The following is an 11,575-nucleotide window of genomic DNA, read 5'->3' on the forward strand; positions in this document are numbered from 1 at the left end:
AAAAACGGAGATGTATTTATTCACTCACGCTACCTTTTGAGTATTGTAGATGGCTCGGCTATTTCGCTAGAACCTTTAGGTTTTTTTTAACAAGAAGCGCCTGTTTATATTCTGTAAGCGAAAGTCTAATCCAGACAAGTTAAAAGCTACTGCATGGATATAATTGGAAGTTGTCAGCTACTGGTTTTGATTTTCTTGGATGCTGTGGAGCAGGCTTTGTTCCACTATGCGCAGCTGGCAGATGAGGTTGTTGACTAAAGCGGAAAGTTCTTCAGAAAGAGGAAGGATTTGCTCAGTGTGAATGCGGTGGAGAGCCGCGTGTTCAATCTGAGCATTCAATAGTTGCACGTTCTCTACGCCAATCAAGGCCAGAGAAGACTTCATTTTATGGGACAGGCCTTGCACAGTACCCCAGTCTGACACAGCAACCGCCTCGTTTAGCTCCTGGAGTTGATCGGGGGTTTGGCTCAGAAAAATTTCTATGATTTCCAGCATGAAACTCTCATTGCCATCCGCAAATTCCCTCAGGTAAGAGAGGTCCAATGGCTCCTTTTCTAAAGCTTCTTTGGGCTGTATTTCTGCTGGTTTATTAGAAGAATTAAAATCAGAAGTGGCTTCGGCATCCGCACCAAAATGGTTTGCTTTTATCTTGCCGCCCAACACTGAAGCCATTTCATACCACAAAGTCTGCGCCCGGAAGGGTTTGGAGATGAAAGAGTTTGCCCCGCACATGATGCACTTGGTGGCCTCGCTCTGGGTGGCGTGCGCGGTAAGGGCAATAATGGGAATGCTGCTTTTCGTGCCCATGCGGTGCCGAATGTACTGCATGGCCTCATAGCCGTCCATTTCTGGCATCTGCATGTCCATGAGCACCAGGTCAAAGTCCTGCGTGGCTAACAGCTCAATCGCCTCTTTTCCATTGTTTGCCACCTGGCATGTAATCTGCTCTTCGGCCAATATTTTTTTGACTAGAAGCTGGTTGATGGGGTTGTCCTCAGCAAGCAATACATGAGCCCCGCGTAGACTTTCAATATTGAGCAGTGCTTCTTTTGGCTGAACACTTTCCGTTTGGGGCTGTTGATCGGTTTTAAGAAAGGGAAGAAGGAACCGGAAGGTGCTGCCTTGCCCCAAGCGGCTTTCCACGGTCATCTTCCCGCCTTGTACTTCCACCAGTTCCTTGGCAATAGAAAGGCCTAACCCCGTACCTCCAAACCGGCGGGTGGTGTCATTGCTGCCTTGAGTGAACTTCTCAAAAATAGACGTGAGCTTTTCTTCCTCAATGCCAATGCCTGTGTCTGTGACGGTGAATTCCAGAAACACCCGTTCAGCTTCCTGGGCGACCACCTCTATGCCTAATTTCACCTTCCCGTTCTCTGTGAACTTTAAGGCGTTCCCAATGAGATTGTTTAAGATTTGACTGAGCCGTACCGGGTCTCCCTGTACAAATTCGGGGATGTCACTATCCAGTAGAAACTTAAGGGTGTTGTTTCTTTCCTTGGCCCTAATCTCCAGGATGGTGAGCAGCTGCTTCACCAGGTGTTTCAGGTCAAAAGGAATAGACTCCAGGGTAATCTTGCCAGCCTCTATCTTAGAGAAATCCAGAAGGTCATTGATGATGACCATGAGGTTGTTGGCAGAGGTTTGGATGGCCTTCAGGTATTCGCGTTGTTCTTCATCAAGTTCTGTTTTCCAGAGAACTTCGGCTAAGCCCAGGATTCCGTTCATGGGCGTCCTGATCTCGTGGCTCATGTTGGCCAAAAACTGCTCTTTTACCCTGGCAACGCCCAAAGCGGCGTCTTTGGCGTTTTTTAGCTCTTCTTCTATGGCAATACGCTCGGTGATGTCATAGCAAACGCCAATGACGCCCGTAATGTAATTCTGATCTTGAATGGGCAGGAACAGACAGTCAAACCAGACCTCCTGCATTTTGATGGTGCACTTAGCGGAATTCCCACTCAGGGCGCGCCGCATGCAAACAATCACGTTGGAGAAGTCTTTAAAAACCTCAAAGGCAGAAGCCCCCACCAGTTCATCGGTCTGCAGGCCTATCAAGGACAGACCGTTGCCCCGGCACATGGTGTAGATGCCCGCCGCATCAATGGCCCAAAGAACGATGGGTGCGCCAGAAATCACTATTTCCAGTTGTTCCTGGGTATGCCGTAACTGTTGTTCGGTTCTCAGGCGCTCCTCTTCAATGCGGTGCAGCCGAACGGCATTACGTATGCTTTGTGAGATGCCCTCTGGCGTGAGCAGCGTCTTGGGCAGGTAGTCAGAGGCACCGGTTTTCATGGCCTCTACCGCAATGCGCTCATCTCCCTGTGAGGTTACAATCTGCACGGGGGTGGTAATGCCTCTTTCGCGTATCTTCTGCAGCAGCTCCAGCCCGTTCATGTCTGGGAGCATGAAGTCTATGAAGATGAAGTCAAACTGGTTCTGGGCCAGGGCTTGCAGAGCCTCAGAGCCCATGGCGGCATTGTACACTTCTGCCTCTACCTTAGCCGTGCGCAAAGACCGCTTGATGATCATGCGGTCTACTTCATCATCGTCTACTACCAACAGTCTGACTATAGGCTCCATGCGCAAACGTGCTTAGTTGGGGAGCTCTATCAGTTCCCAGAAAGAATTAAGGGTGGCAATTGCCTCTTTAAACGAGCCGTTCCGGATGGGTTTGACAATGTAACCAGCCACGTTAAGATCATACGCCATTACTACATCCTGCTCATCTTTAGAGGAAGTCATCACAAATACACTGCAGGAACGCAAAGCGGGATTTTTTCTAATCGCCTGTAGAAACTCCAACCCACCCATTTCCGGAAGATTCAGGTCCAGCAGGATGATTCTAGGCGTAGGGGACTGGGCCTCTGCCGTTTGGCTTAACAGCAACGCCAGGGCCTCATTGCCGGTTCTGGCAACGTGGACTATGTTCTCAATGCCTTGCGCTGCAAATGCCCGTTTTATATTCTCTACATCCAGTGGATCATCTTCAACCAAAAGGATGGGTGTATTCTTATTCATGTCAGGACAGGCTTAAAGGGTGTGAGCGGGGGAGTGGCGGTAGGATTGGTACGCTGGTGTTAGGGACGTTCGCAAAGTTTCCAGTATCGGTCAAGGGTGGCCACCGCCGAGATGAACTTCTCAAAAGAAAGAGGCTTGAGAATGTAGCCAGCCACGTTCAGGTTGTAGGCGTTGATCTTGTCACTGTCCTCATTGGAGGTGGTCATGACAAACACGCTTATACGGTTCAACTCAGGGTCTTTCCGCATCTCCTGCAAAAACTCAATCCCGTTCATCTTGGGCATGTTGATGTCCAGGATGATGATGGGCGGCATGGGAATAGAGCCTGACTTGAGCATCTCCAAGGCCTCTATGCCGTTGTGCGCAATATGCAGGGGGTTGTTGATGTTGTTTTTCTTGAAGGCGCGCTGCACATTCATGATATCCACCTCATCATCCTCCACCAATAATATATTTACTACTTTTTCTTCCATGAGATATAAAACGCGTTTTTGTAAATCTATTGAATGTTCTTGGGCCAGGTAAACTGAAACGTGGTGCCCTGGCCCGTAGCAGAGTCTACGTCTATGCTGCCACCCACAAACTGAATGATCTTCTTTACAATGGTCAGGCCGGCGCCTAGGCTTTCCTGCTCATCTTTCGGCTGCACGGTGTAGAACAGCTTGAATATTTTTTCCAGGGAATCCTGCGCCATGCCAATGCCATTGTCCTTTACGGTAAACTTATAAACATCCCCCACTTCCTGAGCCGAAACCGTGACCTCTGGCGTTGGAGATTGGTTAAAGTGTACGGCATTCTCCAGCAATTTGGTAATCACTGTTTCCAGTTTCTTGGCATACGTAAACAAAGTGGGTAGCTGGTCTAGGTGAACTACCAGGCCACGGCTCTTTATAAAAGGTGCTGCTGCTTCTTCCACCAAGTCCCTTACATTCACTTCCTGCAGCTCCAGGTCTAGGCGGTTCACACGAGAGAAGGCCAGTATAGCGTTGATCATGCGTTCCATGCGCTCAGCCCGGTTCTGCAGCAGTTGGATGTTATGGCCTACCTCTGGGTCAATGTCCTGGCCCAAGTCTTCGCTGATCCAGGCAGAAAGGTTGCAGATAGCCCTGAGCGGTGCCTTTAAGTCATGAGAGACAATGTAGGCAAACTCCTCATACTCCTCCCGAAGGTGGTTTAGCTGCTCCTGGCACGTTTGGTCTACCTCTTGGCTCATGCTATTGCTTCGTTAATTTCCTTCTCGGTGCGCAATTCTACTTTGTCTTTGGGCCAGGTGAACTTGAAAATAGAGCCTTGCCCTTTCTCAGACTCAATCCAGATCTCGCCGCCTTTCTCCTCCACTATCTTTTTCACGATGGCCAGGCCCACGCCCGTGCTTTCTTTCACGTCACGGGCTTCCATGGTCTGGAACATGCCAAACACCCGCTGATGGTATTCCTGCGGAATGCCGGGACCGTCATCTTCTACCTCAAACTGGTAAAAATCTGCCAGTTCTGTGCAGCGCACCTGCACATTGCCTTCTTGCAAGTGGTGGTATTTAAAAGCGTTGCTTAACAAATTGGCTAGAACCTGGTAGAACAATGTCCGCTCCGTAGACAAGACCGGCATTGGCGTAGTGGCCGTTATCTTGAAACCAGCAGGCGGGGAGAGGTTCTCAGTGGCCTCCTTTAACAAATCCTGCACCGAGAAGGTAGTAGTTGGCAACTCTTTCCGGCCCACGCGGCTATAGTCCAGGATGCCGTTGATGAGGTTTTCCATGCGGTGCACGCGGCCGCGCATCATGGTCAGGTTCTGGATGATCTCAGGGTCTTTTTCAGTGAGGTCTTCAGAAATCCACTCTGCTAGGTTGTTAATGGCCCGCAGCGGAGCTTTCAGGTCATGGGAAACCACGTAGGCAAACTGGTCCAGCTCTTTGTTGACTTTGGTCAAGTGCGCAAAACTTTCCTGCAGCTTGGCCGCCATCTTGTTCAGGGACTTGGTGAGGCTGCTAATCTCGTCTTTACGGTCATCTACCAGAGCCACCTGGTAATTGCCGTTGGCGATGCTGTTGGCCAGCGCCGTCATTCTAATAAAGCGCCGGCTAATGCTTTTCCCTATCATGTAAGATACCAGAATACCCGCCAGAATGGCCAGGAGAGTCAGCCCAATGGCTATGTAATTTACGCGGCCGAAGGAGTTGTTCAGTTCTTCCAGTCTCATTTGCTTGGCTACTTCCTCGTCCTGCTCAATCACAGAGAACTTGGTCCGCATGCTGTCCATGAGCTGCTTGCCCACCGCTTTTTGCGCCGTGGCCTTGAACAGGAAATCATATTGCGCATTGGCGGCCTGACTGGTGGGTGCCTTAGCTTTGGCCAGGCGAAGGGGCTCGGCGAAGGTTGTAATCCAGGAACGTGCTTTTTCTCTAATTTCGTGCACCATCCTGTTCTGGGTGGGCAGCCCTTGGGTAAGTGAATCTAGTTGGGCCAGCTGCAAAAAGAAACCGGTGCTGCCCTCGGTATAGGGTTCCAGGAAAGTTTCTTCACCCGTTAAAAGGTAACCCCTGAAGCCCGTCTCCATGTCAATCAGATTCTTCTGGGCGCTTTCAGACAGTTTGATGGTGGAGGTTGCCAACAGAACATCATTCAGGTCAGTGCGCACCTGCCGGGTCTGTTGCACATAGCCCAACGTGACTATGCAGAACATGAGCAGAATGAAGCCAATGCCCAGGTGAATGGTGGTGATTAATTTCATGCGGGTTAGTACAAGCCACGGCCTTTGCCGCGTAGAAGCGTTTTTCAAATATAGAAAATTGAAATTGGTTGGTCTTGCTCCTTCAGCACAAACTATACTACAGGAAATGACAATTAAATTACGGTGTGGCCTCAAACCTTAAAACGGGGCAACGCCTTTTTTACCTTTTCATAGCCAGCTTTATAATGAAACTAAAACCACCAAATGGTAAAAAAAACAACACCCTGAAACGGAGAAAACACTGCCAAGTCCAGAATTTCTGAAATATAAAATTGAGGACAAACCGCGGAAAGTGGCCGGCCTTTTCGATGAACGGGGGAGTTTACGCGATTAACAACGCCACCACCTAATATTTCTGGAGAAGTAGGAAACCAAAAACTTTGCATAGGATGGGCGTTTTTGGCTTGTTTCTGGTAAAATAGCCCAAAAACGAACAAGCCGTGAGTAGAGCAATCAGGAAGGCTGTATGAGCAGTGCCAGCCAGGTGATATTTCCGTACTTTTGCGGTAGTACAATTGAATTTATATGGCAACTACGCACACGGCAGATCCTTTAGGCAGCGCAATTTCAGATTATTGGCAAGGAAACCATACGGTTGAGGTGCAGGTGTTCACAGACCAGGCAGATGAAGACGTACTCCCTGTTTCCTACCTGTTCAGAACTCTGGCCGAAATGCCCGAGCGCGAGCAGTTGGCTTTGTCCTTGTGCCAGGGGAAAGTGCTGGACGTGGGAGCGGGAGCGGGGTCTCATGCCCTGGCCCTTCAGGAAAAAGGACTAACCGTGACGGCCCTGGAAATCTCTGCCAAGGCCTGTGCCACCATGCAGGCGCGCGGCGTGGACAAAGTTGTCTGTGCAGACTTTTTCAAAGCAACACCCCAGCCCCATAACACGCTGCTACTCCTCATGAACGGCATTGGTCTGGCGGGCACCCTGGACAACCTGCCCCTTTTTCTGGAGACCTGCAAAAAGTGGCTAGCCCCCGGCGGACATCTGCTGCTGGAGTCTTCAGACATTCTGTACCTGTATGAAGAGGAAGACGGGTCTGTACTGGTAGATTTAAACGGCGATTATTACGGCGAGCTTACCTACGTGATGCAATACAAGAAAGAGCAAACCGCGCCCTTCCCGTGGCTGTTCATTGACTTTGGGTTGCTGCAGGAATTTGCAGAGAAGGCCGGCTTTAACGCAGAGCTCATCAGGGAGGAAGAAGACCACCATTACCTGGCCCGGCTTTCCCTGCAATAGTCGTTTTTAGCTTATTTTCCAGAAAAGAGCCCAAAAACGCTAACCTTTTCATTGACGGCGGTATTAGGAGAAAAAATACCTGACAGATCCTGGTACCATGTCAATGATTGCTAATATTCCCATTCCCGCTAGTTTTCTGGACGTACTGCCCCATCCTGCCTTGTTGGTGTGTGAGGAAGGCAAAGTGGTGTACAGAAATGATATGGCCCAAAAAGCGTTCGGCTGGGACCAGGTGGCAGGCGGGTCTGTGTACCATTTACTTTCCTCAGGTGAAGGCCTGAAGCTCCGACAGGCACTTTCCTGCCAGATTCCAGAAAATGGCAGCAAGATTGACCTCGCCGTGTCAGGGAAGCATTCCTTTACAGAGGCTCAGTATACTGTGGGCATTGCAGCCCACCCCGTTAAGGATCCTTTTTACTTTCTTTTATCCTTCCAAAAAAGCAAGCCAGAACCGGTAAGGAAACACCAATCCTGCCACCTGGAAGCGGCAGAAGAACAGGAAGACGCGCTGCACGCCTCGGCTTTTCTCAAGTACAGCATAGACGGGGTTTTCGCCTTTGACACAGATTTTAAGTTCAAGGTCTGGAATCCTTACATGGAAAAATTGACGGGACTTCCTGAACAGCACGTGCTGGGCCGAACCATTCTGCAAGTACTGCCCTACTATAACGGCGACCCAGAATACCACTTTTTTGAGCAGGCTTTGAAAGGGGAGCCCTTCATCATGAAAGGAAGAAAGTCCCGATTCAGCCCAGACCTTTTTCATGACGGGTACTTGTTCCCCATCCGGGACACGCGGCAACAGGTGGTAGGCGCCATCTGCATCATGCACGAGGTTACCCAGCAAATGTTGGCAGAGGAAGAAGCACGCGGCAAAAGTCAACTCCTGCAAGAAGCCCAGACCCACGCGCAGTCCATTCTGCAGAACAGCCCCATTGCCATCTTTACGTTTTCGCCAGAACTGGAGGTCACTTCATGGAACCCCGCCATGGAAACTCTTTCTGGAATACCCGCGCACCATATCATTGGTAAAACCACGGCGCAGGCCTATCCCCACTACCATAACTCCTCCATTGAATCCGAACTAAAAACCGTTCTGCTGGGCAAAAGACTGCAGGTGCTCAAGTTCAAGAGCCAAGCACAGGACAAGATTGTGAATGTTTTTGCGCAACCGCTCCTGGACCCTTCCGGAGTGGTAAAAGGCGGCTTGTGCTACCTGCAGGACGTAACCGAGCAGGTGAAGCTGGAGGAAAAAAACGCCGCCGCCGCCAAAGAGCAACAACTGGCCGTCATGCAGGCAGTGTTGCAGGCGCAGGAAGAAGAGAAAAAACGCATGGCCGAAATGCTCCACAACAACGTGGGCCAGACGCTATACGCCACCGGCATGCGCTTGAAACAGTACCTGGCCACCCAGAACCTAAACAAGAAGCACAAGGCCTTCTTGACCGGTTTAGAAGAAATGGTGACTGACGCCATCGCAGATACCAAAAAAATATCATTTGAACTGATGCCGTCCCTGCTGCAGGACTTCGGGTTAAAGGTTGCCTTGGAGGAATTGGCCAGCAAGATTGTGCCTTTGACCATGCAGATCAAGCTTGACATTGACCCGGGCCAGAAAAGGTGTGCACCTAAGCTGGAGATTTGCGTGTACCGCATTGTGCAGGAACTAATGAACAACGTGGTGCGCCATTCCGGGGCTACTTTTCTTTCTGTTACGGTGACCAAGACCACCCGCCAGGTAGATATACAGGTACAGGACAACGGCGTTGGATACGTTCACGCGCCCAAATCCCGGCGAAGCGGAACCGGCTTATTGTCCATTCAAAACCGCGTGAGCACCCAGGGCGGTACCTGTATTGTCATTTCCAAACCTGGGCAGGGTACCACCACCAAAATCACGCTTCCCTTAAAAGCAAGATAATAGGTAGGCGGCATGAAGGCGGCGGAGCTAGTACACAAGGGGCAAAACGATTTTCGGCCTTTAAAAATTTCGTCAATACCCACGACTTTTCCGGTGGGCTTACGCTGCGTGGTATACTGCCCGGAATACTTAATTTTAGCTACGTATTAATACCTAGTGTTGATAAGGCTGCCATGGCACGGGTTAGTAAACCATTGACGGTTAAGGCACTATAAATAGAAGTTCTGTTGTATTTTTCTTTGTATTTCAATCTTGTAAATATACTATTTGTAGAATCATCTTATTCTGTATAATATAGTAGGTAATCCATATGTCAACCACTGTTGCCCCCACAATTGCGGTTTTAGATTTATATAAAATTTAATGAAAGCTAAATACAGGGTAATACTCACCGATGATCACACCATCATCAGGGACGGCATAAAAGCGCTCCTGCAAGATGAAGATGACATTCAGGTAATAGGGGAGGCGGCCAGTGGCGAAGAGTTGCTGTTCTTACTACCCTCAACCCCCGCCGACGTAGTGGTCCTGGACATTAAGATGCCGGGCATGGACGGCTTTGAAACCGCCTCGCAGATCAAGAACATCATGCCCCAGACCCAGGTACTAGCCCTCACCATGATGGACCATGAACACTACATCCTCCAGATGATGAAGGCGGGAGCCAACGGCTACCTGTTAAAAAGCGTGGGCAAGATGGAATTGGCGCACGCCATCAAAATGGTGGCCAACGGCGGGTCATACATCAGCACGGAGATTGCCTTGAACCTGCTGCACAAATACTGCAGTCCTACCGGTCCTGGTCACCAAGGCCAAGGCAAGCAGCACACCGGCACAGAACTGTCCAAGAGGGAACTGGAAGTCTTGCAACTGATTGCAGACGGCTTAACCAACCAGGAGATAGCCGAAAAGCTCTTCACCAGCAAGCGCACCATTGAAACCCACCGCCAGAACCTGCTGGAAAAGACGCAGACTAAAAATACTGCGTCCTTGATTACCTACGCCTTTTCCAGAGGAATTCTGAATCCTCAAGTTTAGCGGGCTTCCACGGTTACCGTGTCTGACACAAACTCAGAGTCAGTCTTCCAGAATTTGAAGATGTGCTTGCCCACAGTTTTTGCCTTGTAATTAAGCGTATACTGGCTTTCCTTGGCCTGCGCTGTGCACACCACGTCCTGTCCTTCTTCTGGGTACGCCGCAAAAAACTGCACGTTGGTCACCTTGGTGGTGCTGGAGGGTTGGGTAGTGGTGGAATCTATTCTGGAGAACCTTCCGCAGCCATTAGAGGGTTGGTAATACACACGCAGCACTACGGTAGAGTCTACTTTAATGGGCTTGACAGGAAAGTTCTCCGTCCTGATAGCCGGCACGGGCTTCACCACTTCTATCAAGTCTGCGGTTTCTGAGCAAGCGTGCAGGGCCATGGCGGCCAGCGCCATTCCAACTAAGAAGAGTTTGCTTTTCATAGGTTTCGTTTTTGGCCTCTTTTGCAGAAATCAGGCAAAAAACGCCTGAAAGCACAAGAGCCGCCCATTGGTGAACGGCCGGCTCCTGTGTGCAAGTATATACGGTTTCTGTTACGCTTTGGCGTACGTCACGGCTTTTACGGCCTCTACCACGCGCTGTACGTTAGGCAGAGAGGCTTCAATCAAAGTAGGGGCGTACGGCAACGGAACATCGCGGCAGGTAACGCGTTTCACTGGGGCGTCCAGGTAGTCAAAGGCGTTGTGCTGGATGTTAAAGGCGATCTCAGAAGAAATGGACGCTAGCGGCCAGGCCTCTTCTACCACCACCAGGCGGTTGGTGCGCTTCACAGACTCAATGATGCATTTATAGTCAATAGGACGCACAGAGCGCAGGTCAATCACCTCGGCCTCTACGCCGTCTTTGGCTAGTTCTTCGGCGGCGGCCAGGGCTACCTTCATCATCTTCCCGAAGGAAACGATGGTTACGTCCTTGCCTTCGCGCTTGATATCAGCTACGCCAATTGGAATCAGGTATTCTTCTTCTGGCACTTCGCCTTTGTCACCGTACATTTGCTCAGACTCCATGAAGATGACCGGGTCGTTGTCACGGATGGCGGTTTTCAAAAGGCCTTTGGCGTCATAGGGGTTAGAGGGAACCACTACTTTCAGGCCTGGGGTGTTGGCGTACCAGTTCTCAAAGTTCTGAGAGTGCTGGCTAGATAACATACCGGCGCTACCAGTAGGACCTCTGAACACCATAGGGCAGGAATATTGGCCACCCGACATGGACATCATCTTGGCAGCGGAGTTGATTACCTGGTCAATGGCTACCAGGGAGAAGTTAAAGGTCATGAACTCTACAATGGGTCTGAGACCGTTCATAGAAGCACCTACGCCAATACCAGCAAAGCCCAGCTCGGCAATAGGAGTGTCAATCACCCGCTCCGGCCCGAACTCGTCCAGCATGCCTTGGCTTACTTTATAGGCACCGTTGTATTGGGCTACTTCCTCGCCCATCAGGAACACCTTTGGGTCGCGGCGCATTTCCTCTGACATTGCTTCGCGCAATGCTTCTCTGAATTGTATAGTACGCATGTTAAGTGGTTTCTACGTCAGTATAGGTTGTAAAATTAAGCTTTGCGGCCTAAATAAAAAAACGAAGCGGCTTCTTATCACCGTCAAATCTGAAGGAATACCGTTT

10 protein-coding genes are annotated in these 11,575 nt (G+C 50.2%); 3 read left to right on the forward strand and 7 right to left on the reverse strand.

The features are described 5' to 3' along the window. Positions 1-177: 177 nt before the first annotated feature. From GU926_RS01165 to GU926_RS01185, 5 genes are read right to left on the reverse strand one after another with little or no spacing between them, the layout of a single operon-like run. Positions 178-2,577: a hybrid sensor histidine kinase/response regulator gene (locus GU926_RS01165; RefSeq protein WP_160688239.1), complete on the reverse strand. Its 2,400-nt coding sequence runs from the start codon at positions 2,575-2,577 to the stop codon at positions 178-180. A gap of 12 nt (positions 2,578-2,589) precedes the next feature. Beyond that, a complete protein-coding gene (locus tag GU926_RS01170) occupies positions 2,590-3,015 on the reverse strand; it encodes a response regulator (RefSeq protein WP_160688241.1) in 426 nt (141 codons plus the stop codon). A gap of 59 nt (positions 3,016-3,074) precedes the next feature. Beyond that, positions 3,075-3,488, reverse strand: a complete 414-nt coding sequence (locus GU926_RS01175) for a response regulator (protein ID WP_160688243.1) — start codon at positions 3,486-3,488, stop codon at positions 3,075-3,077. 26 nt (positions 3,489-3,514) lie between these two features. Beyond that, positions 3,515-4,228 (reverse strand): sensor histidine kinase, encoded by a 714-nt coding sequence (locus tag GU926_RS01180; protein ID WP_160688245.1) that lies wholly within the window; start codon positions 4,226-4,228, stop codon positions 3,515-3,517. Then, the gene (locus GU926_RS01185; RefSeq protein ID WP_160688247.1) at positions 4,225-5,742 is read right to left on the reverse strand and encodes a sensor histidine kinase; all 1,518 of its coding nucleotides are present in this window, start codon (positions 5,740-5,742) and stop codon (positions 4,225-4,227) included. Before GU926_RS01185 ends, GU926_RS01180 begins: the two co-directional genes overlap by 4 nt. 525 nt (positions 5,743-6,267) lie before the next feature. On the opposite strand from GU926_RS01185, the gene GU926_RS01190 reads away from it, so the two are divergent. From GU926_RS01190 to GU926_RS01200, 3 genes are all read left to right on the forward strand, one after another. Continuing rightward, positions 6,268-6,987, forward strand: a complete 720-nt coding sequence (locus tag GU926_RS01190; protein WP_160688249.1) for a class I SAM-dependent methyltransferase — start codon at positions 6,268-6,270, stop codon at positions 6,985-6,987. A gap of 97 nt (positions 6,988-7,084) precedes the next feature. Beyond that, positions 7,085-8,908 (forward strand): sensor histidine kinase, encoded by a 1,824-nt coding sequence (locus GU926_RS01195; RefSeq protein ID WP_160688251.1) that lies wholly within the window; start codon positions 7,085-7,087, stop codon positions 8,906-8,908. A gap of 363 nt (positions 8,909-9,271) precedes the next feature. Beyond that, on the forward strand, positions 9,272-9,946 hold the full coding sequence (locus GU926_RS01200; RefSeq protein ID WP_160688253.1) for a response regulator transcription factor: 675 nt from the start codon (positions 9,272-9,274) through the stop codon (positions 9,944-9,946). Here GU926_RS01200 and GU926_RS01205 read toward each other — a convergent pair. Then, on the reverse strand, positions 9,943-10,374 hold the full coding sequence (locus GU926_RS01205) for a hypothetical protein (RefSeq protein WP_160688255.1): 432 nt from the start codon (positions 10,372-10,374) through the stop codon (positions 9,943-9,945). The two genes, GU926_RS01200 and GU926_RS01205, sit on opposite strands and share 4 nt — an antisense overlap. 111 nt (positions 10,375-10,485) lie before the next feature. Next, entirely contained in the window at positions 10,486-11,469 is a 984-nt protein-coding gene (locus GU926_RS01210) for a pyruvate dehydrogenase complex E1 component subunit beta (protein ID WP_160688257.1), read from the reverse strand. Positions 11,470-11,575 lie beyond the last annotated feature (106 nt).

It is taken from the genome of Nibribacter ruber (genome assembly GCF_009913235.1).
Lineage (GTDB): Bacteria > Bacteroidota > Bacteroidia > Cytophagales > Hymenobacteraceae > Nibribacter > Nibribacter ruber.

Coding starts and splice junctions, on each gene's coding strand:
- GU926_RS01165 (WP_160688239.1), bottom strand. CDS start 2,577: ATGGAGCCTATAGTCAGACTGTTGGTAGTAGACGATGATGAAGTAGAC.
- GU926_RS01170 (WP_160688241.1), bottom strand. CDS start 3,015: ATGAATAAGAATACACCCATCCTTTTGGTTGAAGATGATCCACTGGAT.
- GU926_RS01175 (WP_160688243.1), bottom strand. CDS start 3,488: ATGGAAGAAAAAGTAGTAAATATATTATTGGTGGAGGATGATGAGGTG.
- GU926_RS01180 (WP_160688245.1), bottom strand. CDS start 4,228: ATGAGCCAAGAGGTAGACCAAACGTGCCAGGAGCAGCTAAACCACCTT.
- GU926_RS01185 (WP_160688247.1), bottom strand. CDS start 5,742: ATGAAATTAATCACCACCATTCACCTGGGCATTGGCTTCATTCTGCTC.
- GU926_RS01190 (WP_160688249.1), top strand. CDS start 6,268: ATGGCAACTACGCACACGGCAGATCCTTTAGGCAGCGCAATTTCAGAT.
- GU926_RS01195 (WP_160688251.1), top strand. CDS start 7,085: ATGTCAATGATTGCTAATATTCCCATTCCCGCTAGTTTTCTGGACGTA.
- GU926_RS01200 (WP_160688253.1), top strand. CDS start 9,272: ATGAAAGCTAAATACAGGGTAATACTCACCGATGATCACACCATCATC.
- GU926_RS01205 (WP_160688255.1), bottom strand. CDS start 10,374: ATGAAAAGCAAACTCTTCTTAGTTGGAATGGCGCTGGCCGCCATGGCC.
- GU926_RS01210 (WP_160688257.1), bottom strand. CDS start 11,469: ATGCGTACTATACAATTCAGAGAAGCATTGCGCGAAGCAATGTCAGAG.